Below are 25,679 nucleotides of genomic sequence, written 5' to 3' on the forward strand. Positions count from 1 at the left end.
AGGAATTTAATTGATTATACAGTAATCAATTCGCCTGCTGTAATCAATGCAGACCCCAACCGGAGAGATCCCATGACCACCTCATTACGCGCCGCCACGGTGCAATTCCAGCATCGCGCCAATGACAAGAATTACAACCTGTCGACCATGGAACGCTTTATCGCGGAAGCGGCCGAACAACAGATACAACTGTTGGCCTTCCCGGAAATGTGCGTCACCGGCTATTGGCACGTGCGCCATCTGTCCGACGCCGAAGTGCGGGCGCTGGCGGAGCCGATCGTGAGCAGCCCTTCGCTGGCGCGCATTCGCCCGCTGGCTGAGCGTTACAACATGGCGATTGGCGTCGGGCTGATCGAGCTGGGCGATGACGGCCTGTGTTACAACGCCTATGCCGTTTGTCTGCCGGACGGCGAACTGCATGTGCACCGCAAACTGCACGCCTTCGAGCACCCGGCTATCGCCAGCGGCGACCGCTATACGGTGTTCGATACACCCTGGGGCGTACGCGTGGGCATATTGATCTGCTGGGACAATAATCTGGTGGAGAATGTGCGCGCAACGGCGCTGCTGGGCGCGGACGTGCTTATCGCCCCGCACCAGACCGGCGGCACCCATTCGCGCAGCCCGCACGGCATGAAGCCGATCCCGCAGGCGCTGTGGCAGCGGCGCGCGGAAGATCCGCAGGCGATAGAAGCCGCCTTCCGCGGCGAACACGGCCGCGGCTGGCTGATGCGCTGGCTGCCGTCGCGCGCTCACGACAACGGGCTGTTCTTGCTGTTCAGCAACGGCGTGGGCCGAGATGACGATGAAATACGCACCGGCAACGCGATGATCCTCGATCCTTACGGCCGGATCGTGGCGGAGACCTGGGCGGCAGAAGACCGGATGGTCAGCGCCGAGCTCGATCTGACGCTGATCCCGCTCAGCACCGGTCGCCGCTGGATCTACGGGCGGCGCCCCGAGCTATACGGGTTGTTGACCGAGCCGCAAGGTTACGAGCGCGATGCCCGCAGCGCGCGCTTTTCGACGCAGCCGACGGGGCGCGGCGGTGAATGACAGATAAAAAAAATCCGCCCGAAGGCGGATTTTTTATGGGTGCGGCAAACAAGGCCGCAGGTTCATGCCCGCAGGCACGAACACACTTAGAAGCGGTAGCCTACGCCAACGTTCCAGGTGCCAACGTCAACGCTGCGAATGCGGTTCTGCTCGTAACCGACATCCAGGGCAACGTTCTCGATTGGGTTGAACTGCAGACCGGCGCCGTAGGTGAAGCCGTAGTCAGCGGTGTCGTGACGAGAAGTGCCGTTCTGAGCGTTGGTAGTGAATTTACCGTAACCCAGGCCAACCAGACCGTAGATGCTCGCCCAGTCATTGATGCGGTATGCTGGACCGGCAGAGATAGAGTTGTACTGAGCTTTGTTATAGAAACCGTCCTGAGAACCGTCCTTTTCCAGGTGGGTAAAGGAACCGATTACGCCCAGTGGGTTGTTGTCGAACTCGTAACGGTATTTCAGGTTGAAACCGTCGGCTTTGTTAGCAACGCCTTGGAAATCACCCTGCGCATAGCCAGCGGATACGGTGCTCTGACCAGCGAATGCGGTACCTGCGCTAACTGCTAATACGCAAGCTGCTACTGCGGAAAGACATGCAATTTTTTTCATAACCACCTCAAACGCGTTTTATTATTAAGTACATCCATTTGTTCATGCTTTGAAAATATAACAAAAATTAGCGTGAAACTCTGCCTTGAAATGAGTGTCTAATGCTTTATATCGTGTAACAGAAGATTTCAAGAACAGTGTATCTTCTTCTTTTCGCTCTATTTTCGGCCGTATTCTACGACTTTCTGTGACAAAAATCACCTATTTAATATCCAGATAATTCTTAAGAAAAAGCGCATTTTTTGACCAAATCCGCCACATCTCATCCGAGGATCGGCGGATTTCACCACGATGCGCGCTTTTCTCAGACAGATTTTCGCCATTTCATTTACACTGCTCGCATCCCCGTTTCGACCGTTTTCTCAAGGCTGAGGAACGGCGCATAAAAGGCCCGTTAAGGATGTCGTTATCTACTGCCGGCAGAGCGCCCTCCGCGCTGCTGCCCATTTGTCTGTTAATCATCGCCATGGTGTCGATCCAGAGCGGCGCTTCGTTGGCCAAAAGCCTGTTCCCGATCGTGGGCGCGGAAGGCATCACGACGCTGCGTCTTTTCATCGGCACCCTGATTCTGTTCATCATCTTCCGCCCGTGGCGCATGCGCATCGCCGCCGGCAGCCGCTTGCCGCTGTTGATTTACGGCCTGTCGCTCGGCGCGATGAACTACCTGTTCTACCTGTCGTTGCGCACCGTGCCACTCGGCATCGCCGTGGCGCTGGAGTTTACCGGCCCGCTGGCGGTGGCCATGTTCTCGTCGCGGCGGCCGATTGACTTCCTTTGGGTGGCGTTGGCGATCGCCGGGCTGTGGTTCCTGCTGCCGCTTGGCCACGGCGTAGGCGGAATCGACCCGTTCGGTGCCGCCTGCGCGCTCGGCGCCGGCGCCTGCTGGGCGGTCTATATCATCTTCGGCCAGAAGGCCGGCGGCGATCACGGCCCCGGCACGGTGGCGCTCGGCTCGCTGATCGCCGCGTTGGTGTTCTGCCCGATCGGCGCCTGGCAAACCGGCAGCGTGCTGTTCAACGTTGAGATTCTGCCGATAGCCCTGGCGGTGGCGATCCTCTCCACCGCGCTGCCTTATTCGCTGGAGATCATCGCGCTGCCCAAAATTCCGGCGCGCACCTTCGGCACCTTGATGAGCCTGGAACCGGCGATGGCGGCGTTATCCGGCATGCTGTTCCTCGGCGAACACCTGAGCGGCGTGCAATGGCTGGCGCTGGCGGCGATCATCGCCGCCTCCATGGGTTCCGCCCTCACCATTCGGCCCAAACCTCGCCTCGAAAGCCTTTCCTGATGACCCGACTCGCCTGCAGACCGCAACGTCGGAATGCAGGCGGGTTAACTGTTTTCCTCGTGACAAGTCGGCATACTTCCCCTTAGCCTGTATCGCAGGCTCTTTGGACTTTCGCTCACATGGAGAATAACAGTGATTCACAACAGCCTGTTCAACCCACGCTTCGGCCGCGGACTCGCGCCGGCGCTGGTTTCAACCCTGACCGAATTGCGCCGATGCGACCTGCCAGAACTGGCGCTGGGGCATCACCCGATCGACGGCGACAACATCTTTATGGACGTGATGACGCTGACCACCGCGCCGGCGGCGGAAAAGCGCGCCGAAATGCATCAGGAATACATTGCGCTGCATCTGCTGATCAGCGGTGAAGAGCGCATCGAATACGGCCTGGCGGGCAACGGACATCGCGAGCAACCCCACGCGGAAAATAGCGATCTGCTGCTGCTGGACATCAAACGCCACCCGCAAACGCTGCACATGACGCACGGTATGTTCGCCCTCTTTTTCCAGATGGAGCCGCACAAGACCGGCTGCGTGTGGCAGCGGCCGCAGCAAATCAAGAAAGCGGTGGTGAGGATCCATCACCGTCTGCTGCTGTGAACCTGCGGCAGCGCCCGTAGAAAATCGGCGGCCTGGCGGGGAGAACGCAGGCGCACGAAACGGCATCCGGCGTCGGGACGAGCCATCTCCGCCAGGTATTTTCGCCGGTTCTTCGAGTAAGTGCGGATCGTCCAGAGCACGATCGACTCGCGGCTGAAGAAAGAACGGCGGAAGCTTTCCCGATTGCCGGTGCCCGGCCACAGCTCACGTTTGCCGGCCGCGCGTCGGCACGCGCGGCGCACGGCCTGCCACAGCGTGCGGCCGAAACCGTAGTCCAGCCACAGAATATAATCGACCTCGCGCCACTTGATCGGCTGCGTGCGGCTGTAATTGCCGTCCAGCACCCAGCCATCCCCCGCTTCGGCCAGCGTCTGTTCAAGCCGCGCCAGGAACGCGTCATCAGGCGTTCCCTGCCATTCGGGCCGCCAATACAGCCTGTCCATCTCGATATAGGGCACGCCAAGCCGTTCCGCCAGTTGACGCGCCAGGGTGCTTTTACCGCTGCCGCTGGTGCCGACGACGTTAATTTTCATTATTCGCCTATAAAGAGAGAGGATAATTGCCCTACTGTAGCGGCATCAATTACCGCTATCAATATGAATGGATGAGAAATTAACACCACGATAACAGAGCGGATATTTAGCCGAAGCCCGCAGGCGAAAAAATAAAATAACCAAGGTAAATTTTCACAGCCATAAACAATAAATCAGCGAATGATAAATAATTATATTTTTCATTATGTTGCATTAAGTAAAAATTCAACCAGACCCATTATCCGTAGGCTAACCCTATTTGTGCAATAGCCATTTTCGTCCGGCAAAAATAAACAGCCCTGCTATAATTGATCCCGTAACGAAATAGGACAACGACTAATCAAGAGGATATCTGATATGAGTACCGCTAAACTGGTGAAAACGAAATCTTCTGATCTGCTGTATACCCGTAACGATCTGGACGAAAAAATCAAACTGGCCGCCATCAAGGCGCTGAACCATCAGGTCGTGCAATTCATCGATCTTTCGTTGATCACCAAACAGGCGCACTGGAACATGCGTGGCGCGAACTTTATCGCGGTTCATGAAATGCTGGACGGCTTCCGCACCGCCATCATCGAGCACCAGGACACCTTCGCCGAACGCGTGGTGCAGCTGGGCGGCGTGGCGCTGGGCACCGTACAGGTGGTGAACGATCGCACGCCGCTGAAAAGCTATCCGACCAATATCCACAGCGTGCAAGAACACCTGAAAGCGCTGGCCGATCGCTACGGCGCGGTGGCGAATGACATCCGTAAGGCCATTACTGAAGTGGAAGACGAAGACACCGCCGACATGTTCACCGCCGCCTCGCGCGATCTGGACAAGTTCCTGTGGTTCATCGAATCCAACATCGAATAACGCCGCAGCGCGTTGCAGACCGCCCGTCGTGCCGGGCAGAACAGGCTGGGCTTCGCCCGGCCTGTTTTCTTTTGCGCGGCCGTTGAATTGTGCAAAAAACGGCCCATATTAAACGGTAGGTTTCCCTTGTCAGGAGGTCATGATGGCCAGCGGCTGGGCGGCGGACGGCGCCGTACAAGATCAAATTGATTCTACCGTCAACGATGCGGTGCAGCGTGCGCGTGATGCGCTCGGGCATGGCGAGAGCGAACGCTATTGCCAGGAATGTGGAGAACCGATCCCCGAGGCGCGCAGCAAGGCGCTGAAGGGGGTGCGTTTTTGTGTCGCCTGCCAGGCCGAACAAGACAAAAAACACGCGGCCAGCAGCCTGTACAACCGGCGCGGCAGCAAAGACAGCCAGTTGCGCTAGCATTATCTGCTCCCCTTTTTCCCCTCTCGCAGTCACGCTTGCACCGTCAATGGATCATGAAAGTTAGAGTTAGTTATCAATATTGAAGCAAAAACGTTAAAGAACGGTTGTTTCACAGCCAAAATTTGGTTAATGATAGCCCCGTGCACCAAGATAATTCTTACGCACCATTTCGGTGCCTCATCGTGGTGCATAACCATAACTATTCGCCATCACGGCACAACATCACGCAGTAACTCTTTGTTTTTATATTAGTTGAAAACATGGCACGATTTTTTCATGGCACCAACTGCAATATAAAAAATGGGTAATCCGCAACCTGTACAGGAATTCCTCTCATGAAGTCGATTTTTAAAGTCTCCCTGGCCGCACTCTCCCTGGCCTTTGCCGTAAGTTCCCACGCAGCAGACAAACTGGTGGTCGCCACCGACACCGCTTTCGTTCCTTTTGAGTTCAAGCAAGGCGACAAATACGTCGGCTTCGACATCGACCTGTGGGCCGCCGTCGCCAAAGAGCTGAAGCTGGACTACACCCTGAAACCGATGGACTTCGGCGGCATCATTCCGGCGCTGCAGACCAAAAACGTCGATCTGGCGCTGGCCGGCATCACCATCACCGATGAGCGCAAGAAAGCCATCGACTTCTCAGACGGTTACTACAAAAGCGGCCTGCTGGTCATGGTCAATGCCGACAACAACAGCGTGAAAGGCATCGACGATCTGAACGGTAAAGTGGTGGCGGTCAAAAGCGGCACCGGCTCGGTGGATTACGCCAAGCAGCACATCAAAACCAAGGATCTGCGTCAGTTCCCGAACATTGACAACGCCTATATGGAACTGGGCACCAAGCGCGCCGACGCGGTGCTGCACGACACGCCAAACATCTTATACTTCATCAAGACGGCCGGCGCCGGCAAGTTCAAAACCGTCGGCGATTCGCTGGAAGCGCAGCAGTATGGCATCGCCTTCCCTAAAGGCAGCGACGAGCTGCGCGAGAAGGTGAACGGCGCGCTGAAAACCCTGCGCGAGAACGGCACCTATAACGAAATCTACAAGAAGTGGTTCGGCACCGAACCTAAGTAAGCGGTGAACTTGGCACGCTATTAACTTAAGCACAGGGGGTCGCTTAACCCCCTGCGCTTCGTTGTATCTGATACCCACGTTTGGGATCACCGGGAGAAATATCATGCAGTTCGACTGGAGCGCCATCTGGCCCGCCATTCCTATCTTGTTAGAGGGCGCCAAAATGACCCTGTGGATTTCGGTCCTCGGTCTGATTGGCGGCCTGATCATCGGCCTCGTCGCCGGCTTTGCCCGCACCTACGGCGGATGGATCGCCAACCACATCGCGTTGGTGTTTATCGAAGTGATCCGCGGCACGCCGATCGTGGTGCAGGTGATGTTCATCTACTTCGCCCTGCCGATGGCGTTCACCGATTTGCGCATCGATCCGTTCACCGCGGCGGTGGTGACCATCATGATCAACTCCGGCGCCTACATCGCGGAAATCACCCGCGGCGCGGTGCTGTCTATCCATAACGGTTTCCGCGAAGCCGGGCTGGCGCTCGGCCTGTCGCGCCGCGAAACCATCCGCTACGTCATTATGCCGCTGGCGCTGCGCCGCATGCTGCCGCCGCTGGGCAACCAGTGGATCATCAGCATCAAAGACACCTCGCTGTTCATCGTGATCGGCGTGGCGGAGCTGACCCGTCAGGGTCAGGAAATTATTGCCGGTAACTTCCGCGCGCTGGAAATCTGGAGCGCCGTGGCGGTTATCTACCTGATTATTACTCTGGTGCTGAGCTTCGTGCTGCGTCGTCTGGAAAGAAGGATGAAAATCCTGTGATTGAATTTAAAAACGTCTCCAAGCATTTTGGCCAAACCCAGGTGCTGCACAACATCGATTTGAAGATCGACAAAGGCGAAGTGGTGGTGATCATCGGGCCGTCCGGCTCCGGCAAATCCACCCTGCTGCGCTGCATCAACAAGCTGGAAGAGGTGACCAGCGGCGATCTGATCGTCGATGGCCTGAAAGCTAACGATCCGAAAGTGGACGATCGGTTGATCCGCCAGGAAGCCGGCATGGTATTCCAGCAGTTCTACCTGTTCCCGCACCTGACGGCGCTGGAAAACGTCGCCTTCGGCCCGATCCGCGTGCGCGGCGCGAAGAAGTCCGATGCGGAAAAGCTGGCGCGCGAGCTGCTGGCCAAGGTCGGTCTGGCGGAGCGCGCCCACCACTACCCGTCCGAACTGTCAGGCGGCCAGCAGCAGCGCGTGGCGATCGCGCGCGCGCTGGCGGTGAAGCCGAAAATGATGCTGTTCGACGAGCCGACCTCCGCGCTCGATCCGGAGCTGCGCCACGAAGTGCTTAAGGTGATGCAGGATCTGGCCGAGGAAGGCATGACGATGGTCATCGTCACCCACGAAGTCGGCTTTGCCGAAAAAGTGGCGTCGCGCCTGATCTTTATCGACAAGGGCCGGATTGCCGAAGACGGCAACCCGCACGATCTGATCAACCATCCGCCGAGCCCGCGTCTGCAGGAATTCCTGCAGCACGTTTCCTGATCCTGGCGGTTTAACGGCGGGCGCGCCACGCGCCCGCCGCTTTCATTCCGCACGCTCTCCCACGCCCCATCGCGTTTCCTTTCCTACTATATTGATTGTTTTTCATCGTATTGCTCTGACATCCGCCGATCACAGAACGCCAAAGAGAGGAACCATGCCGCCAAACGCAGACTCCCGACGAGGTTCTCATCTGCGAGAACACCTGCTTTTCCTGCTGCTGCTGTTGACCCTGAGCGTCTTCGCACCACCGGCGCTGGCGCAAAACGCGCCGCCTGCGCCCGCCGACAAGAGCGAGCAGCAGAAAGCCGCCTACGCCGCGCTGGCCGATCTACTGCAAGACGACCAAGCGCGCGCGGAACTCATCGACCACCTGAAACAGACCGCCGGCGACGCTGCGGCCGCCGCGCCGACAACGCCGGAGGAATCGACGCCCGCTACGCTGAGCGACAGCCTGAACTCGCTGGCGCAGGAAGGCATCGGCACCTTTAACCAGAAGCTCGGCGCGCTGCAAAAGCTGATCGATTCCGGCCCGAAGCGCGTTTTCAATCCCGCCGGCTTTTTCCGCGCGCTGGGCTACTTTCTGCTGACGGTGGCGGTCACCTTTGCGCTGTTCCACCTGATCCGCCGGCTGATCGCGCCGCTGTACAAGCGCATGGGCAGTTGGGGGCACAACGCCAGGCTGCAGCGCGGCCCGTGGTATAAGCGCCCCGCCGCCATTCTCGGCGCTTTCGCCATCGATCTGCTGGTGCTGCTGCTGGCGCTGGCGGCAGGCAACCTGTTCGCCCGCCACGTCCACGCCGACAGCGCCACCATCCTGCGGCTGCAGACCCTGTTTCTCAGCGCCTTCGCGGTAATTGAATTTTTCAAGGCGGTGCTGCGGCTGATTTTCGCCCCCAGCTTCGACTATCTGCGCCCGTTCCCCTTCAGCGATCGGAGCGCGCGCTATTGGAACACCCGCCTCGCCTGGCTCAGCGGCCTGATCGGCTATGGCCTGATGGTGGTGGTGCCGGTGGTGGCGGTGCAGATCAGCTATTCGGCCGCCGCCGCCGTCAATCTGGTGGTGATGCTGGCGCTGACGCTATACGCCATTTGGCTGATCCTGCACAACCGCAAACCGATACAGCAACAGATCAACCTGCTGGCCGAACGGTCGATGGCGTTTTTCAGCGTGATCCTGCGCGGGCTGGGGCATGTCTGGCACCTGCTGGCGATCGCCTATTTTCTGGTGCTGTTCGTGCTGTCCCAGTTCGACATCGGCAACAGCCTGCGCTTTATGATGAGCGCCACGGTAAAAAGCCTGCTGGTGGTCGGTGTCGGCGCTCTGCTGTCCGGCATGCTGACCCGCTGGATTTTCCGCCGCATTTCGCTACCGAGCGACGTCAATTTGCGCTATCCGATGCTCGAGCGGCGCATCAACTCTTACATCCCCAACGGGTTGAAGATACTGCGGGTGATGGTGGTGCTGGCAGTGACGCTGTTTCTGCTCGATGCCTGGCATCTGATCAACCTGTATCAATGGGCGGGCAGCGAAAATGGCCAGCGGACGCTCGGCGGGCTGGTGCATATTCTGCTGATCCTGTTGATCGCCGTGTTCAGCTGGACGCTGATGGCCAGCATCATCGAGCACCGCCTGGCGCTGGAGCTGAGCAACGGCGTGCGGCCGAGCGCGCGCGAACGCACGCTGCTGACGCTGTTTCGCAACGTGTTGGCTATCGTTATCAGCACCATCACCGTGATGATCGTGCTGTCGCAGGTCGGACTGAACATCGCGCCGCTGCTGGCGGGCGCAGGCGCGCTGGGGCTGGCCATCAGCTTCGGCGCCCAGACGCTGGTGAAAGACGTGATCACCGGCGTGTTCATCCAGTTTGAAAACGGCATGAACACCGGCGAATACGTGACCGTCAGCGGCATCACCGGCACCGTGGAGCGCATGACCATCCGCTCGATCGGCCTGCGCGACGACTACGGCGTCTATCACATCGTGCCGTACTCTTCGATCACCACGCTGGCCAACTACGCGCGTGAGTTCGGGGTATACCGCGCCAATTACACCGTCAGCCGCGACGAGGACATCGATCGGGTCAATGAGGTGCTGCATCAGGCCATCGGGGCGCTGAAGCAGGATGAACAGGTGAAGCATTTCCTGATTGGCGAGCCGGTCTTCAACGGCGTGGTAGCGCTGGGCGATCGTTCGTTCACCACTCGCGTGACGGTGCGCACGCAGGCGCTGAAACAGTGGGTGGTGCAATACGCCCTCGACCGGCTGGTGAAAATCCATTTCGATCGGGCCGGCATCGGCATGCCGCAGCAGGCGATGCAGATTTCCCGCGCGCCGCAGCCGCATGACGAGCAGGCGCCGCCCGCGGCGATCTGAGGTTAGCGCCCGCGCCCGCAGGGCTGAGCGGCCAGGAAGGCCGCCACGTCCTGCCGGTAGGCGTCGTATTGCACCGAGCGCGGGGCAAACAGGCCCACCACGTTGATCAGCCACGGATGGCGCGCGAACAGCGGCTTGACCATCACATGATCGGCCTCGTCGATGCGCGTCACCGTCAGCAGCGAGGCCGGGATCGTTTGCCGATACACGCGCTCGGTTTCGTCCGCGTCCACGTTGACGTCGCGCCCGCCCAGGATCAGGTGCACCGGCGTGGCGAAATGCCGCAATCCCGCCGTCGCGTCGCTGGCCATGTTGGCGCGAATAAAGCGCCAGCGGTCGGCGCTCAATGCAGCGGCGGCGCCAGACTCACGGCGGTACTGTTCGTAGCCGTCCGGCTGTTCGAGCAGCGTTTGGATGTGGCGCCAGTGCGCCTCGCGCGCGGCGATCGACGCTTCATCGTCCCCTGCCGCCGCCATCGCCGCCCGGGTGTTGTAGCGCCCCTGCCGCAGCCAGTTGATCGCCGGCGCCACCGCCAGCGTAAACGCGATGTCGGGGCGCAAACGCGCCACCTCCGGCATCACCCACCCCGCCTGACTGGTGCCCCACAGCCCCACGCAGCGCGCATCGAAGCGCCCGTCCCGCCGGGCCCAGTCGATGATATCGACGGTTTCCCGCGCGCGATCCGCCATGGTCTGATGCAGCCAGTTGCCGCCGGAGCCGCCCACGCCCGGCTTATCGAAGGATAAAACCGCATAGCCCTGCTGCGCCATCGTCTCCCAAATGCCGTAATAGCCTTCGTCGCGGCTGGCGTTGGCCGGTCCATCGCCGTGCACGAACACCACGACGCCGGGCTTCACCGGCGCATGCTCCGGCAGCACCAGCGTGCCGGTCAGCCGATTGCCACCGGCGGTCACCACGACCGGTTCGGTGACAAAGCGAAAGTCGTTGACGTAAATCACCCAGCCGAGCACCGGCAAGAGCAGCGCCACGAGACACAGCCCTATTCTGCGCACGTCGCCTCCCCGCTGCGTTTCTCCATCAACACCCAGTCGGCCTGGCCGAACAGCAAGCCCAGCGAGGCGTAATGTTCTTCGCGCCGCACCTGAAAACCGCAGCGCTGATACAGACGCTGCGCATCGACGTTGCGCCGGCTGACGTGCAGGCTCAGGCGCCGGCCTGCGCCTTGTTCGGCGGCGTAGTCGTTCATCCACTGCAGCAGTCGCCTGCCAACCCCTTTGCCGCGCTGACTCTCGGCCACCGCCAGGTAGGAAAGATACAGCTCATCGGCCGCCGGGGTGTGCTGCAACACCGCAATTTGCAGATACATGCGCCAAACGTTCAGCCAGCCATAGCGGCGACACAGCCGCCAAATCGGCAAGGCGTGCGGACGCAGCCCGGCGCGGTTCTCGCCATCGATGGCATTCAGGGCAAAGGCCGCCACCACCTGTTCATTCTGTTTCACCACGAAGCTGCGCTCCCGGCTGCCGCTTTGCTCCCAACTCCACAGCCGATAGAACAGACGCCACTGAAGGCGGGCGCTCAGACGGCTCGCGCGCTGGAATTTGTCGCAGAACGCGGCGTAGATCAACGCCGCCGTTTGCAGGCGGTCAGCGTTGCGATAAGGCTCAATGTGCAACATATCAACCTCGACTAGGGTTGGCGGTAGAGCAGCTGTTCCAACAGCCGCACCGGCGTGATCGCCTCCGGCGAAGGCGACGCGAAGATCGCCTGCCGCCAGGCCTGGCTTTCGATCACGTCCAGCACCAGCTGCGCGAGCGGCAAGGGCGCTATCGCCGGCGCGATCTCGCCGATTTGCTGAGCCTCGGCGATCGTCGTCGCCAGCGCCTCAATCAACTGCCGCTGGTTGGCGCTGAACGGCTCGGCCAATGCCGGGTTACGCGCCACTTCAGCCACAATCTCCGCCGACAGTTGCACATTGTCCGGTTCGGCGACAAAAGCGTGATAGGCGGTGAAAAAGGCCGACAGCGCCTGTTTCGGCCGCTTTTTCTCGGCCCGCAATGCGGCGGCGAACTCGGCGAATACGCCGTTTTCCAGCAGCGCGATCTCGCCGATCAGCGCCTCCTTGCCGGAAAAATGGTTATAGAGGTTGCCCACGCTGACGCCCGCCGCCTGGGCGATATCCCGCATGCTGGTCTGGTGAAATCCCTTATGGGTAAAGCTGTGCAGCGCAGCGTCGACAATCTTTTCTCGGTTTCCCATCGGCAGCTCCCGAAACGGTGAAGGGGCGCTGGGCGCCGTAAATTGACACAAATAAATGAACGAACGTTCGTTCATATTTAAGGATAGCATAGGCCGGTAAAATTGAACCGCGGCTCAACGGCACAGAGATCGGTGGGAAGAGACAAACGCCGCCCCGCTTTCAGGGGCCGCGCCCGGCAAACTCAGTGCAGCGCGTCGCCCTGCTTCACCGACGTAAAGGCCTGCATCAGTTTCACGACGTCATGCATGCCGATGTTGACCTGATTGATCACTTCTCCGGCGTCATGGGTCAATGCCACACCGCCGCCGGCCTGTTCCACGCAGGTCGCCATGCCGGCGATCGCCGCCGCCACGCCTTGCTGGATAGACTTGGTCATGCGTTCGATCTCGGTCGCCGCCTTGCGCGACTGTTCCGCCAGCGTGCGCACCTCGTTGGCTACCACCGCAAAACCGCGCCCGTGCTCACCGGCGTGGGCGGCTTCGATGGAGGCGTTAATCGCCAGCAGATTGGTTTGCGAGGCGATTTTACGAATGGCTTCGACGATGGTGCCGATCTGCTGAGAGCACTTGCCAAGCTCGGTGACCACGTCCGACGTTTCGCGCGCCGCCGCTTCGACCTGCTGCATGCCCTTCACCGCCTGCTGCACGATGACCGCGCCCTGCGCCGCCTGCCGGTCGGTATCGAGCGACAGATGATGCGCGTTGCGCACCATCTCTTCTTCATGCTGCTGCTGTTGCATCAGCCGGGTGATGTCCTGGGCGATCTTCACCACTTTCACCACTTGGCCGTCGTTGTCGAGGATCGGGTTATAGCTGGCCTCCAGCCATACCCGTTCGCCGCGCCGGTTGACGCGCTCAAAACGCCCGGTGATGAACTCGCCGCGCGCCAGGCGCTGCCAGTGCCGCCGATAATCGTCGGAAGCGGCGAACGCCGGTGGGCACAGCACCGTATGCGACTGCCCGCACGCCTCATCCAGCCGATAGCCCATCAGCGCCAGCATATTGTCATTGGCGCTGACAATGTCGCCCTGCGGCGTGAAAGAAATCATCGCCATCGAGCGATTCAGCGCCGCCAGCAGGCTGCGGTGTTCCTGCGCCTGGGTCACTCGCTCGGTCACTTCGCTGGCGATCTTGACGATTTCCACCACCTTACCCTGTTTATTCAACACCGGCGCATAGGTGCCCTGCAGCCACACCGCCTCGCCATTTTTCGCGATGCGCTTTATCGTGTCCGTGATGGGTTGCCCTTTATTCAGCGTCTCCCAATGTTCGCGATATAACGGGCTGGCGACATAGTTGGGATCGCAGAAAATACGGTGATGCCGGCCTATCACGTCATCGCGTTGAAATCCGAGCGTACTGAGAAAGAGATCGTTGGCGCGCAATACCGTGCCGTCGGGCGAGAATACAATCATGGGAACGGCGTGTTCTATCGCGCTCAGCTCGGCGCCTTTGTGGGTAGTTAACTGACTGAATCGTAAAAGCATAGGGTGTAGTCCTTGTGGCAGATGATGGCGCTTTTCTTATTTGTCTGGCCACATGCCGCGCCCACACGCAGACGTGCCATCGCGGAAGGAGCGGGCAGCGCCGATCCTTCTGGTTATTGCTCTTAACCGGATTAAATTTATTTATTCAGTAAAGTAATTATTCGAATTTAAATAAACCAACAACCTAAGATTTTTATTATGAATAACTGTATTGAGAATAACGTAAGTGATGAAAATTGAAAGGTAAAATGCGGATTTTTGTCGGCGCCGGCAGGATAACCGGCGCCGTTAAGCGAAAATATCGCCAGTTACGCGACCAGCGCTTCTGGCTCAACCACGATGCCATTGAGCATGATTTCCGGAACATATCGCAGTTCGTTGAGCAAACTTTGATGATTCTGCCCCAGGAGCAGGATCACGCTGTCGGCCTCATCCAGACGGTGGTCATCATTGTTATCGACGATAAGATAGCTGCCGCTTTGCCCACCGATAACGCTGCTGATCCCGACCTTGGCGCTCAATGCTCCGGGCTGACCGAGATCGAGCAACGCGGCCAACAACTGACTGGCACTGCCGCCCTGCTCGGCCGTCAGGGCGCTGATTCTCGCCTCCATGCTTTGCGCATCGCTGACCCCATAATCCGCCAGCTTACCGCCGGCGCCATGGACAATCCGCAGACCCGAAAGCACATCGTCGATACTTCCCTGTGTCAGCGAAAAGTCTTTTAACGTCACGCCTGATGCTGCCTTGCTGCTCTGCAGCGTAACGTGGCTTTTCCCTGCGCCGGCGACGATCGTCGTGTCCCCCATAACGTTAAATTGATCGCTGCCTCCCCCGCCTTTGACCAACAGCTGTTCGCCCCGTAGCCCGAGATCTTGCAGCAGCGGCGCCAATTTGGCCTGCGCGTCGCCACTCAAGGGCAGTAAATCCAGCATTTGAACGATCGTGCCGTCACCGCTGCCGCCATGAGACGACGTGAGGGTGAACCCATTTCCTGTGAAGGCCGAAGCGTCAATGTGGCGAACCTGGGTATACCCTTCGGTTAGCGTCAGATTGAAATTCGCGCCGCCGAACAGCGTAATGTCTTGCACCTGAGCATTTTGCCCCGTCAACGTCAGCGCGCCATTTCCCCAAGCGCCGGTGCTGATGGCGATCAACGTCAATGGCTTTTCATCCCCATGCGAGTCAAGCGCCAACGAGCCGGCGTTGCCGCGCCCGGAGAAAAGCAGATCGAAACGATCGGTGGCATTCTCCAGGAAGGCAATCTCCAGCCTGCTGTCCGCATGATCGCCGATGCCGCTGATTTCAAGGCGTGCCGCATCGGCATTGGCGTTGATCACCTTGACGTTGTCCGCCCGGCCGGACAACAGCAATCCCTCACGGCCAAGCGCCTGCGCCGCCCAACTCTGCACGATCTTCCCAGCGTCCGTTCCCTCTACGGTGGCGTTGCCGCTCAACACCCCGTAGTCAAACACATGAGCACTCGTCGCCAGCGCTTTTGTGCTGTAACCGTTCCAACCGATTTGCGTCAGCGTAGCTTCCGCCTGGCCGATGTAACCCGCCATATCTATCTGTTCGAAATGACTGAAATGGGCGGCATTGCTGCTCACCGTACTGATGCGCACGCCAAAAAGGTCGAGCGTCGAGGTCATTTTGACGATCAGATTAGCGGACAAAATATCGCGCCCGGCACCACCATCGGCGCTGAACATCCACCCCACACGATTGGCGCCGCCATCGGCATTGCCTCCCCATAGCAGGCTGTCATTGCCGTTGTTCAGATAAAAGTGCCCTTGGGCGGTGGCGAGATCGGCCTGCGAGGTGAGCTGCACCCGATCGTCGCCATAGGTGCCATGCACTGTCACATTGGCATTGTTTACCGTCATGTCCACCCCATACCGAGCCGCAGGGTTATTATGCAGCCAGATATCCGCCGCAGCGTCGCCATTGACGATCAGGTAAGAAAGCTGCGAGGCATAGCTCAGGTCAACCGTGACGTCCGCGTCAGCATCCAGGAACACCCTGAACAGCACGGCGGTTTCCGCATTGCTCAGCGTATGGTGGGCATGCGTATTCACCGTACTCGACGCGTTGCCGCCGCCCTCGCTGGTGGCGAGAAAAGCGGTCGTTTTATATGCCAGGCTGGCGCCGACATCGCGCGCAAACATCCACTGTTCATACTGAACGTCACCTGCCGGCGGCGCATTGATCAGATCGGCAATCACCGCCTGCGTGACCAGTGCCTTGTCGCCGCCCAACGCCCGGTAGTGGTCCAACTGCTGTTCATTCGCCGCCCGGCCATGCACCGCCTGATAGACGTGCTGAATAAAGTCGTCCCCCTGTAAACCACCGATCTGCGCCTGAAATTCCGGCGTCGCCAGAAGGGCCGTGACCAATTCGGTATAGCTCAAGGTGCCGGAGGCCAGCGTCTTGCTCCAATTGTCCAGCGAGACGCTGTCCACCGCCCGCTCAGGCAATGCACGGAACAGCGCCGCTATCTGCTCCAGATACTCGGTCGCCGGCAGTTCGCCCGGCGAATATTCCTGGCCCGCCGCATTGAAATACTGTTGAGCCGCCGCATCTTCCGGCGCCACCACCCCGCGCAACTGCGCGATCATATCCACCAGCAGATCGCCACGCGTCGCGCCTTCCGTCAGCCGTTGCTGGTAAGCAGCCAACTCTGGCGCCGTCGGCGGCCGTTCGAATCCCTGTGCGAACAGATGCAAAATGAAGTCATGATCGGAAAGATCGTTGAGTGGCAGGGTGGCAATCTTGCTCTGCGCCAACGCAGCCAGATCGCCCCCCTGATTGAGCAGCTTGCCGTCATGCGCAATTTCATCGGTCTGCCAGGGCGCTCGCAACAGATAAAACATCGCCTGCGCGTCGCCGCTCCCGCCGGCGGCATCAGCGGCCGTGCCGGGATACAAACCTTCTGCAATGCGCTGATCGAGCGCATCACACTGCGCCAGCATCACCGGATCGTCCCCCAGATAGTTAAAGAGATCGATGACGACGCTGGCGACAGCGCTGTTGAAATGCCCCAGTTGCAGTAAGGCATTGATGTAATCCGGATCGGGAGCGGTATTGTAAACGGAGAAATAAACCTGGCTGAGAATGTCGTATTCGCTTTGGCCGCTCATCCAACCGGCATCGGGTTGGCTCATTAAAATGCTGGCCATATAGGCGGGCGGCTGGCTGCCGATATCAAATGCGCTGTCGTAGTAATCGATTTCCGCCGCCGTCGGCAAACGCCCGAAAATGCCGATGATTAAGGCGCCGACCTCTTGTTGCGTAGCTAAAGGAATCATAATAAATCCCGTCAGTGTGATGGACTAAGTTCGCGGCATGGCTGCGCCGCGGCCTGTCTCCTACATCGTGAAGAGAGACATTGCACACTGCCTGGAGGGGTTTTTATAGGTATGACTACAGTTAAGAAATGCTGATGCGATAAGTCAATAAAACGGGGAAAACCGGTCCTCGGTATGGGACTTTGCTCCCATACCGAGGCACCTGAAGACTTAACGCCAGCGCTCGGCTGCCCAGGCGGCCTGTTGCTCGGCGTCATGGAAGGTCCAGGCGACGAAGCGGCTGATCTTCTGCCCTTGCGCCATCTCGATGGTGCGCACCTCGGCCGCCCCCGCCACTTTCAGCGCATGGTAGATGGCCGGCAACGTGGTGTTTTTCGAGATAAGCGAGGTGAACCACAGGCAGTTATTGGCCTTGCTGACGCTCTCTTCCACCATCTTGCGCACAAAGGCTTCTTCGCCGCCTTCGCACCACAGCTCGTTGTTCTTGCCGCCGAAGTTTTGCACCGGCTTGTCGGCCACTTCCCCTTTGCCCAATTTATGCAGCTTGCGGCGGGTGCTGGCGCGCGCTTCCTGCTCGGACGCGTGGAACGGCGGGTTGCACAGGGTGGCGTCGAATTTCTCGGCCGCGCCGATGATGCCGCTAAAAATCAGCTCAGGCTGTTTTTGCAGCCGCAGACGCACGCTGTTGCGCAGCGTCGGGTTCATTTCGACGATCATTTTGGCTGCGTTCAGCGACACCGGATCGATTTCGGAGCCGGTGAAACGCCAGCCGTATTCGCGCAGGCCGACGATCGGGTAAATGCAGTTGGCGCCGACGCCAACGTCGAGGATCGCCACGCCCTTGCCGCGCGGGATCTCGCCGCCATTGCTGGTCGCCAGCAGATCCGCCAGGTGGTGCAGATAGTCGGCGCGGCCGGGGATCGGCGGGCACAGGTAATCAGCCGGAATATCCCAGTGTTCGATGCCGTAAAAGTGTTGCAGCAACGCACGGTTGAGCATTTTCACCGCCGCCGGATCGGCGAAGTCCACCGAGACATCGCCCCAGGCGTTCGGTTTTACGAACGGCGCCAGCGCCGGGCAGCTGGCGATCAGCGCCGGGAAATCGTAGCGCGAACGATGACGGTTGCGCGGATGCAAGCCGCTTTTCTGCTGCGGGAAGGTTTTCTTTTTTTCCACCGTGACGGGCTCTCTTGAAGGTATTTCCGGCGCGTAAGATAACACATCCGGCCCGGAATGGCGCAGCGGCGGGAAACCCGGCACAATGAAAGCTTCATCGATTGCCACAGGGGCCCCCATGAGCCGTGAATCTCGTTATTATTATGAACCCGCCGCCGGCCACGGCCTGCCGCACGATCCGCTGAACGCCATCGTCGGCCCGCGCCCCATCGGCTGGATCTCTTCCCGCAGCGCCGCCGGCTTGCGTAATCTGGCGCCCTACAGCTTTTTCAACTGCTTCAACTACCGCCCGCCAATCATCGGTTTCGCCAGCACCGGCTGGAAAGACAGCGTGGCGAATATCGTGGAAACCGGCGAGTTCGTCTGGAACCTGGCGACGCGCCCGTTGGCGGAAGCGATGAACAACAGTTCCATCACCCTGCCACGCGGTGAGGACGAATTCGCCTTCGCCGGCGTCACGCCGCTGCCCGGGCGCCGGGTCAAAGCCGAGCGCGTGGCCGAAAGCCCGGTGAACTTCGAATGCCGCCTGACCCAATGCATTCAGTTGCAAACCGCCGCCGGGGAACAGGTGGAGACCTGGCTGGTGTTGGGCGAAGTGGTGGCGGTGCATCTCGATCCGGCGCTGCTGGATGAACACGGCGTTTACCAGACCGCCGCCGCCGAACCGATCCTGCGCGCCGGCGGCCCGAGCGCCTACTACGGCATTTCCGAGCAGCACCGTTTCGATCTGACGCGCCCGACGCGCTGATCGTCTCCCCCGTTTATACAGAAGATGAACGGGGGAATTAACAATCAAAAAATCTGAATAAAACCGTCAACACTCTCCGATTTCATCACGTCTTCTCCTGCGCAATAATCTTCCCATCGAAAGGCACTCCCTTTCTCCCTAATCCGCTTTGACAGGAATGACGAACATGAAAACCATCAAAACTTTTGCTGCTGCTATCGCTCTGGCTACCGTTTCTTTCACCACTTTCGCCGCTGAACACGTCAGCGCGCAGGATGCCGCCCAATTCGAAAAAGCCGGCGTGATCGTCGCCAGCGGCGCAACAGACCTGAGCAGCCTGAAATCCCAGTTGGCCGCCAAAGCCGATGCGGCGGGCGCCAAGGCTTTTACCATCACCTCCACCAGCGGCAATAACCTGATGCACGCCACCGCGGTTATCTACAAATAATCGCCGCCCCAGACGTCAAAAAGCCCGCCGGCTATCACCCCGGCGGGCTTTTTTTATGTTCAAGTGCATTAGCGCTGAATGGGTACGACAGCGAGTTTTTTGCCGTCCGCTTTGTCAGCACCCCACGCGTAAACGAGCCGGAAAATTCTGTCGCCAACAGGCAGAAACCCTGTATTCAATGGGGTTTGCAGGCGGTTTGCACACACATTTTTTTACCTGCCCATAGCTGGACTAACGGGAGAGGATGATTATCATGTTACGCAGACTACAGATGCAGAGAGCGTTGTATGCAACATATCATTGAAGGTTTCCTCAGTTTCCAGAAAGAGATTTTCCCGCAGCGCAAGGAACTGTTCCGCAGCCTTGCCTCCAGCCAAAATCCCAAAGCGCTGTTTATCTCATGCTCTGACAGCCGTTTAGTGCCCGAGCTGGTCACACAGCAAGAACCTGGGCAGCTTTTCGTTATCCGTAACGCCGGCAACATCGTCCCTTCCTTCGGCCCGGAGCCGGGCGGCGTCTCTGCCACCATCGAGTATGCAGTGGTGGCGTTGGGGGTTACCGATATCGTGATTTGTGGCCACTCGAACTGCGGCGCAATGAAAGCGATAGCCTCCTGCCAGTGCCTCGATCCCATGCCCGCCGTGGCCCACTGGCTGCACTATGCCGATGCGGCAAAAGCGGTGGTCGAGAAGAAAACGTGGAATAGCGAAACAGACAAAGTTAACGCTATGGTCGAAGAGAACGTTATTGCTCAGCTAAATAATATCAAAACCCACCCTTCTGTGGCGGTGGGTCTGCGCAACAGCGGGCTGCGCCTGCACGGCTGGGTGTACGACATCGAAAGCGGCGAAATTCGCACTCTGGATAGAAACACCAAGAGCTTCGTGTCTTTGGCCGATAATCCCGACGTCTATTTCGAATAAAATAGCGCCCGGTTTAGCCATTAAATAAAATCCACGCCGCGGCGTGGATTTTATTATCCGCCTTAAGCCAAGCGCGCCTCTATCGCCGCAGCGAAGTCGCGGCACATCCGGTCGTCACCCTCAGCGTTGTCCGCCAATACCGTCTCGCCATCCACCACCCGGATGTGCGCCTGCAAATCGAAATCTGCCGGCGGCTGCGGGCGCTTGGCCGCGGCGGCCATCGTCTGCTGCGCCTCGTGCCACGCCTGCGCCACCGTCTGGTTGCAGGCCTGCGCCAGATAGTCCGGATTAAACCCTTCGCCGGTCAGGCTGCGCAGCGTGTCGTCATGGCTGACGCTGTTGCCCGGCAACCAGTAGTGTTGCGCCAGATCCGGGCCGATGGCCGGGTTGTCCGTCAGGTAACCGTCGCGCTGCAGGAAGAAGTGACGGGTTTGCTCCACCGCCATCATCGCCAGCAGATAGCCCTGGTAGGAACAGGCGGATTCCAGCGACAGCAGGTGCGGGATCGCCAACGTCGGGCGCGGGCTGCCGCTGATGCCGAGGATCTTTTGCTCGACCTCGCGCGCCAGTGCGGTGATGGCTTCCGGCGTGCGCTGCTCGTCATCCCACTGATACAACGCCCACTCGAAGTACGGCACCAGCAGGATATGGCGTTCGTTGAACGCGCGCATCGGCTGGCGCGCCGCGATGCCGGCCTCAATCAGCGCATCGGGCACCGCTTCGCCGGCGGCGTTTCTCGCATAGCGTTTCAGCCAGTCAGCGTCGTCCAGCAGGCTGTCGCAGAACATCGACTGGGTTTCGGCATAGGCCATCGAGGTCGGCGGGAACTCCTGCGAGAAGCACGGCGCATTCTGGCGGATGTTGGCGAAGTGCGCCGCGTGGCCGCCCTCGTGGAACAGGGTGTTGAGCCCGTAAGCGCCGCTGCCCACCTGCCCCGGCTGCGCCAGGCTGGTGAAGTTGATGCGCGCCGGCACCCATTCCCCCTGGCGCACAAACGGCGGCACCGGGCCGTGCATGAAGCCGTTCTCAAACTTGCCTTTGCGCACCAGCAGATCGAGATTCATCTCGGCGCCGCCAAAACCGATGTGCAGGCGTTTGAAACTGTCGACCCAGCGTTCCAGCGAACGAGAAAACGGGAAGTAAGGATCCAGTTGACGGGTAACGTCGCCGGCGCTGGCGAAGCGTACGTTCCACGGCTCCAGCGCCTGGTCGCCCTTGTCGGCCGCCAGCTGCCGCAGGCTACGCGCGTTGGCCTCGCGGGTTTCCCGCTCGAAGCGATCCAGAATGGCGAACAGCTGCTCCGGCGTCATGCGCTCGGTTTTGTTCACCTTGTAGTCGAAATAGTTGCGATAACCCATCTGGCGCGCAAAGCGGTTGCGCAGGCCGATCAGCTCCGGCAGGCCGTTATGCAGCAGCCATTGCTCCAGATCGCGCAGCGCCTGCTGCGAGCTGCGGCGAGAGTCTTCGTTCGGGTTGGTCGCCTGGTTGGTCAGCAGCTCGCCGAGCGAGGCCGCCACCCGCCGCCCGTCGGCGTTCAGGTGCGTGACCTGATAGCCCTTTCGGCGCGAGTAGAGATCGGACTCGGCGTGGATGATTTGATCCAACAGCGCCTGCGCCTGCGAGTCTTCAATGGCGTTGCAGTCGAAGAAACGCAGCCAACCTTGCAGGCCATGGATCAGCGCATCGCGCTGCGCCTCCTGCGGCAACGCTTCCAGCCCGGCAAGCAGACTGCGGATCTCGGCCAGCCGGCGCGGTTCGGCGACGAAGCGCTTATAGGCGCTTTCCGCGGCGGAAAAGCGCGCCGAGACGTCTTCATCGCCAGTGCCCATGTAGTTTTGCCAGAACAGCTCTTCTTTGGCGCGGTGAACGTCGAGGTAATCCTGGTTCAATTGATTGAAGTAATCGAGAGCCTGTTGCATAACCGTCCTTCTCAGCCGATGAGGAAATATCCCAGTATAGTCGCGCTTAGGCCTGACGCAGGCGCTGCAGCCCCTGCTCCAGCGTCTCGCTCTCGCCGGCGGCCACCAGGCAACAGGCGACCTGCCGCTGGATGGCCTGCGGGATCGCCACCTCGCCCGCCAGGCAGCGCTCGGTCCAGCGCGCGGTGGTTTCCGCGTCTTTCGCCGCCGGCAATGCCGGCGTTTCATCCGGCAAGGTGCGCTCCAGCAATACGTGCTGTTCGCCGCCGGCAATATAATGAATCTGCGGGCAGCGCAGCGGGTTGGCGTAGGCTTCGCCTTCCGTGCCGTGCATCAGCAACCCGCGGGCGCCAATCTGGCGGAAAAACGACGCCACCCGGCCAACATACTCCGGATGAGAGACGCTGGCGAGGCGTAACGCATCCTGTTCGCCAAACGGCGTCGCCAGCTTGGCCAGCGTATGGGCGCTGTTGCGCACCCCCATGCGCCAACGCAATCCGAGCTGCCGCGCCAACGGCGCCGACAGCGTGGAAACCGGCATGAATACCGCCTCGCCATTATCGAGGCGCTGCTGGGCATGAGCGGCCTGTTCCGACCACGGCAGCCCCAGAGCGCGGAAAATCTCGGCGCTGGTCACGCGGGTGCTGTCGTCCAGGACGCCGTGCACCACCACCGGCAGGCCCACTTTCGCCAGCAGCAGCGCCAGCAGCGGTGTCAGGTTGGCCTGCTTGCGCGCGCCGTTGTAGCTCGGCAACACCACCGGCAGCGGGCGCCCTTGCGGCGCCTGCAGCGACAATACCTGCTGCTGCATCGCCTGGTAGAACCCCAGCATCTCCTCTTCGGCTTCGCCCTTGATGCGCAGCGCGATCAGAATGCCGCCAAGCTCAAGTTCGGGGACCTCCCCGGCCAGCATCGCCTGATACAGTTGAAAAGCGGTCTGTTGATCCAGGTCGCGCGCATGATTTTTGCCGCGGCCTATTTCTTTGATAATTTTGGTGTAATCCATCCGAAGGTTCCCCTGGCTGCCCTTCAGTTAGCATACCCTATCCGCGCCGCCGCTCAACCTCCTGCGCCAGTCGCCGCTGCGAGTCATCGCCCTCGCGCAGCCCGGCGATGACCCCGCCGGCGTCGTCGGCGCTGCGGTTTTGGCTCATCTTCCATTTGCCTTCACGCCGGGTGACGGCGATCTCGATGCCGACGATGCCTTTAAGCTGCGCGGCGATGTAGTTGGCCGGCGCATCATCGAGCCGCCAGGGTTCCGGGCGTCGCCCTTCCTGCTGCGCGGTAAGAGCGATCAGTTGGCGGCGCAGCCAGGCCGGATCGTCCGTCACCGTCGGCACGCCATACAGCTGCACCACGCTGTAATTCCAGGTCGGCACCACCTTGCCGGTCTGGCGTTTGCTCGGGTACCAGCCTGGCGACACATAACCTTCCAGGCCTTGAAAGATCACCAGGCATTCCGCGGCGTGCCGCAACCGCCGCCAGTGCTCGTTGGCGCGCGACAGGTGCGCCCGCAGCCGCAGCTGCCCCTGTTCGACATCGGCCACAAACGGCAGCGGGTCGGCCGTCAATCCGTGCTTGCCGTGGCTGACCAACAGCCCCAGCGGGTGGGCGCGGATCAACGCCAGTTGGGCATCCAGATCGTCTTCGCGAAATGCGGCGGGTTGAAACATCAGTGGGGCTCCTTATCGCGCTCTCATGATGACAACAGTAAAGCACCCGCCGGCGGCCTACTTAAGATCCGCTTTCTGGCTATTTCGAGTGATCCGGTTTAACAACAACAGGGCCACGCCCATCGCCAACAGATTAAATACCATGGCGCCGGCAAAGGCCTGGGCATAGCGCTCCGCCGCGCCGCCGCTCGCCAACAGCGGCACAAAACCGACGCCGCTGACCACGATGCCCAACGCGCCTCCCACCTGCTGCACGGTGGCGACCAGACCCGCCGCCATCCCCGCCTGCCGCTCCTGCGCCAAACCCAGCACCAGATTCAGCAGCGGCGTCATGCTCAGCGCCTGACCGAACCCCAGCACCACCAACCCCGGCAGCAGCCGCAGCGGATGCGTCAGCGCCTCATCCCACAGCGCCTGCGCCATCAATAGCGCCAACCCGGCGGCGTAAATCGCCACGCCCACGCTCAGCACGCCGTTGCCCCACCGCTGCGCCAGCCGGGGCGCCAGCATCGAGGCCAACATAAAGGCCGCGCTGGCCGGGGCGAACAGGCTGCCCGCCTGAAAAGGCGTCAGCCCCGCCCCCGCCTGCAGCAGCAGTGCGAAACACAAGAAAAACGAGGAGGCGGTGGCATAAATCGCCAGCACCACCGCCATACCCGGCGCGAAACCCGCCTGGCGGAACAGCGCCGGATCGAGCACCGCATCGTCACCGCGCTGCGCCAGACGCCGCTCCCAACGCAGGAAGCCCCACAGCGTCAGCATCGCCAACGCCAACATCGGCGCTATCCACCACGGCCAGCCGCGTGCCGGCCCCTCCAGCAACGGCAGCAGCAACAGCGACAGGCCGGTCGCCGCCAGCCACAGGCCAACGCCGTCCAGCCGCTGCGCCTGCGCCACCCGCGATTCGGGAATGCGCCGCGCCGCCCACAGCGCCAGTGCGCCGATCGGCAAATTGATCAAAAAGATCATGCGCCAGCCGCTGCCGAACAGGTTGGCCTCGATGATAAATCCGCCGAGGATCTGGCCGAAGATCGCCGCCAATCCCAACGTCATGCCCAGCCAGGCGAAGGCGCGCCGCCGCTGTTGCGGCTCGTACAGCACCCGCATCAAGGCGTAAATTTGCGGGAACAACAGCGCCGCCGTCGCCCCCTGCAGAATACGCGCGGCGATCAGCAGGCCGAGCGATCCCGCCAGCCCGCACAGCAGAGAGCTCAACGTGAATCCCAGCATGCCGAGGCTGAACAAGCGCCGACGCCCGAAGCGATCGCCCAGGCGCCCACCGGCGATCAACAGCACCCCAAACGCCAGCTCGTAACCGGCGACGATCAAACCGACCCTGGCGAAATCGGCGGCGAACTGCCGCTGGATCACCGGCGCCGCCACGTTGACCACGAACAGATCGAACACCGTGACAAAACCGCCCAACAGCAGCACCGGCAGGCCGGGCAGCCCTCGCCGCTCACGAGATAATGAATGTTCCATACCACCTCCAGAGATTATGATGGCCG

At 60.3% G+C, this 25,679-nt stretch carries 24 protein-coding genes; 12 read left to right on the forward strand and 12 right to left on the reverse strand.

Translation table 11 applies throughout. The features are described from left to right. Nucleotides 1-72: 72 nt before the first annotated feature. Nucleotides 73-1,056 (forward strand): nitrilase family protein, encoded by a 984-nt coding sequence (locus ACSBQV_RS07855; protein ID WP_099784304.1) that lies wholly within the window; start codon nucleotides 73-75, stop codon nucleotides 1,054-1,056. A gap of 86 nt (nucleotides 1,057-1,142) precedes the next feature. Here ACSBQV_RS07855 and ompX read toward each other — a convergent pair whose 3' ends face one another. Further along, nucleotides 1,143-1,661: an outer membrane protein OmpX gene (gene ompX / locus ACSBQV_RS07860; protein ID WP_019454480.1), complete on the reverse strand. Its 519-nt coding sequence runs from the start codon at nucleotides 1,659-1,661 to the stop codon at nucleotides 1,143-1,145. A gap of 400 nt (nucleotides 1,662-2,061) precedes the next feature. On the opposite strand from ompX, the gene rhtA reads away from it, so the two are divergent. Both rhtA and nanQ read left to right on the forward strand, forming a co-directional pair. Then, entirely contained in the window at nucleotides 2,062-2,949 is an 888-nt protein-coding gene (gene rhtA, locus ACSBQV_RS07865; RefSeq protein ID WP_033650558.1) for a threonine/homoserine exporter RhtA, read from the forward strand. A 132-nt stretch (nucleotides 2,950-3,081) separates the two neighbouring features. Further along, nucleotides 3,082-3,549: an N-acetylneuraminate anomerase gene (gene nanQ, locus ACSBQV_RS07870; protein WP_033642391.1), complete on the forward strand. Its 468-nt coding sequence runs from the start codon at nucleotides 3,082-3,084 to the stop codon at nucleotides 3,547-3,549. On the opposite strand, the gene ACSBQV_RS07875 is transcribed toward nanQ, so the two are convergent. Further along, a complete protein-coding gene (locus ACSBQV_RS07875; RefSeq protein WP_099784300.1) occupies nucleotides 3,531-4,082 on the reverse strand; it encodes a shikimate kinase in 552 nt (183 codons plus the stop codon). The two genes, nanQ and ACSBQV_RS07875, sit on opposite strands and share 19 nt — an antisense overlap. A 357-nt stretch (nucleotides 4,083-4,439) precedes the next feature. Here ACSBQV_RS07875 and dps point away from each other — a divergent pair, with 357 nt between their 5' ends. From dps to ybiO, 6 genes are all read left to right on the forward strand, one after another. Continuing rightward, nucleotides 4,440-4,943 carry a DNA starvation/stationary phase protection protein Dps gene (gene dps, locus ACSBQV_RS07880; protein WP_016928514.1) on the forward strand — a complete coding sequence of 168 codons (504 nt, stop codon included), beginning with the start codon at nucleotides 4,440-4,442 and terminating at the stop codon, nucleotides 4,941-4,943. Between the two features lie 142 nt (nucleotides 4,944-5,085). Next, on the forward strand, nucleotides 5,086-5,352 hold the full coding sequence (locus ACSBQV_RS07885) for a DksA/TraR family C4-type zinc finger protein (protein ID WP_434991433.1): 267 nt from the start codon (nucleotides 5,086-5,088) through the stop codon (nucleotides 5,350-5,352). A gap of 338 nt (nucleotides 5,353-5,690) precedes the next feature. Further along, nucleotides 5,691-6,434 carry a glutamine ABC transporter substrate-binding protein GlnH gene (gene glnH / locus ACSBQV_RS07890; RefSeq protein ID WP_033642388.1) on the forward strand — a complete coding sequence of 248 codons (744 nt, stop codon included), beginning with the start codon at nucleotides 5,691-5,693 and terminating at the stop codon, nucleotides 6,432-6,434. Between the two features lie 103 nt (nucleotides 6,435-6,537). Beyond that, a complete protein-coding gene (gene glnP / locus ACSBQV_RS07895; protein ID WP_004939229.1) occupies nucleotides 6,538-7,197 on the forward strand; it encodes a glutamine ABC transporter permease GlnP in 660 nt (219 codons plus the stop codon). Continuing rightward, nucleotides 7,194-7,916, forward strand: a complete 723-nt coding sequence (glnQ, locus tag ACSBQV_RS07900; protein ID WP_004939230.1) for a glutamine ABC transporter ATP-binding protein GlnQ — start codon at nucleotides 7,194-7,196, stop codon at nucleotides 7,914-7,916. The genes glnP and glnQ overlap by 4 nt, the downstream gene beginning before the upstream one ends. Before the next feature lie 154 nt (nucleotides 7,917-8,070). Next, nucleotides 8,071-10,290 (forward strand): mechanosensitive channel protein, encoded by a 2,220-nt coding sequence (gene ybiO / locus ACSBQV_RS07905; protein ID WP_099784296.1) that lies wholly within the window; start codon nucleotides 8,071-8,073, stop codon nucleotides 10,288-10,290. 2 nt (nucleotides 10,291-10,292) lie between these two features. Here the strand turns inward: ybiO and ACSBQV_RS07910 are convergent, their stop codons facing one another. From ACSBQV_RS07910 to rlmF, 6 genes are all read right to left on the reverse strand, one after another. Continuing rightward, a complete protein-coding gene (locus ACSBQV_RS07910; protein ID WP_089196784.1) occupies nucleotides 10,293-11,303 on the reverse strand; it encodes an alpha/beta hydrolase family protein in 1,011 nt (336 codons plus the stop codon). Beyond that, nucleotides 11,291-11,929, reverse strand: coding sequence for a GNAT family N-acetyltransferase (locus tag ACSBQV_RS07915; RefSeq protein ID WP_099784292.1), 639 nt, complete (start codon nucleotides 11,927-11,929; stop codon nucleotides 11,291-11,293). The genes ACSBQV_RS07910 and ACSBQV_RS07915 overlap by 13 nt, the downstream gene beginning before the upstream one ends. An 11-nt stretch (nucleotides 11,930-11,940) precedes the next feature. Continuing rightward, on the reverse strand, nucleotides 11,941-12,510 hold the full coding sequence (locus tag ACSBQV_RS07920) for a TetR/AcrR family transcriptional regulator (protein ID WP_033642384.1): 570 nt from the start codon (nucleotides 12,508-12,510) through the stop codon (nucleotides 11,941-11,943). A gap of 182 nt (nucleotides 12,511-12,692) precedes the next feature. Then, nucleotides 12,693-13,997, reverse strand: coding sequence for a methyl-accepting chemotaxis protein (locus ACSBQV_RS07925; RefSeq protein WP_099784290.1), 1,305 nt, complete (start codon nucleotides 13,995-13,997; stop codon nucleotides 12,693-12,695). Between the two features lie 308 nt (nucleotides 13,998-14,305). Next, the gene (locus tag ACSBQV_RS07930; RefSeq protein WP_099784288.1) at nucleotides 14,306-17,305 is read right to left on the reverse strand and encodes a DUF4214 domain-containing protein; all 3,000 of its coding nucleotides are present in this window, start codon (nucleotides 17,303-17,305) and stop codon (nucleotides 14,306-14,308) included. A 210-nt stretch (nucleotides 17,306-17,515) separates the two neighbouring features. Further along, a complete protein-coding gene (rlmF, locus tag ACSBQV_RS07935; RefSeq protein WP_167325058.1) occupies nucleotides 17,516-18,481 on the reverse strand; it encodes a 23S rRNA (adenine(1618)-N(6))-methyltransferase RlmF in 966 nt (321 codons plus the stop codon). A 118-nt stretch (nucleotides 18,482-18,599) separates the two neighbouring features. Here rlmF and ACSBQV_RS07940 point away from each other — a divergent pair, with 118 nt between their 5' ends. From ACSBQV_RS07940 to ACSBQV_RS07950, 3 genes are all read left to right on the forward strand, one after another. Then, nucleotides 18,600-19,229, forward strand: coding sequence for a flavin reductase family protein (locus tag ACSBQV_RS07940; protein ID WP_047025039.1), 630 nt, complete (start codon nucleotides 18,600-18,602; stop codon nucleotides 19,227-19,229). 166 nt (nucleotides 19,230-19,395) lie between these two features. Continuing rightward, complete coding sequence (gene bhsA, locus ACSBQV_RS07945; RefSeq protein ID WP_015377148.1) at nucleotides 19,396-19,656, forward strand: multiple stress resistance protein BhsA; 261 nt, start codon at nucleotides 19,396-19,398, stop codon at nucleotides 19,654-19,656. Nucleotides 19,657-19,943: 287 nt separating this feature from the next. After that, nucleotides 19,944-20,579, forward strand: coding sequence for a carbonic anhydrase (locus ACSBQV_RS07950; protein ID WP_004939270.1), 636 nt, complete (start codon nucleotides 19,944-19,946; stop codon nucleotides 20,577-20,579). 62 nt (nucleotides 20,580-20,641) lie between these two features. On the opposite strand, the gene ACSBQV_RS07955 is transcribed toward ACSBQV_RS07950, so the two are convergent. From ACSBQV_RS07955 to ACSBQV_RS07970, 4 genes are read right to left on the reverse strand one after another with little or no spacing between them, the layout of a single operon-like run. After that, nucleotides 20,642-22,498, reverse strand: a complete 1,857-nt coding sequence (locus tag ACSBQV_RS07955) for a M3 family metallopeptidase (protein ID WP_099784286.1) — start codon at nucleotides 22,496-22,498, stop codon at nucleotides 20,642-20,644. A gap of 46 nt (nucleotides 22,499-22,544) precedes the next feature. Next, a complete protein-coding gene (ybiB, locus tag ACSBQV_RS07960; RefSeq protein WP_099784284.1) occupies nucleotides 22,545-23,504 on the reverse strand; it encodes a DNA-binding protein YbiB in 960 nt (319 codons plus the stop codon). Between the two features lie 37 nt (nucleotides 23,505-23,541). After that, the gene (locus ACSBQV_RS07965; protein ID WP_099784282.1) at nucleotides 23,542-24,171 is read right to left on the reverse strand and encodes an FMN-binding negative transcriptional regulator; all 630 of its coding nucleotides are present in this window, start codon (nucleotides 24,169-24,171) and stop codon (nucleotides 23,542-23,544) included. 57 nt (nucleotides 24,172-24,228) lie between these two features. Next, nucleotides 24,229-25,653: an MFS transporter gene (locus tag ACSBQV_RS07970; RefSeq protein ID WP_099784279.1), complete on the reverse strand. Its 1,425-nt coding sequence runs from the start codon at nucleotides 25,651-25,653 to the stop codon at nucleotides 24,229-24,231. Nucleotides 25,654-25,679: the final 26 nt, after the last annotated feature.

Origin of the sequence: Serratia sp. B501, from assembly GCF_051172315.1 — a bacterium.
Taxonomy (GTDB): domain Bacteria; phylum Pseudomonadota; class Gammaproteobacteria; order Enterobacterales; family Enterobacteriaceae; genus Serratia; species Serratia ureilytica.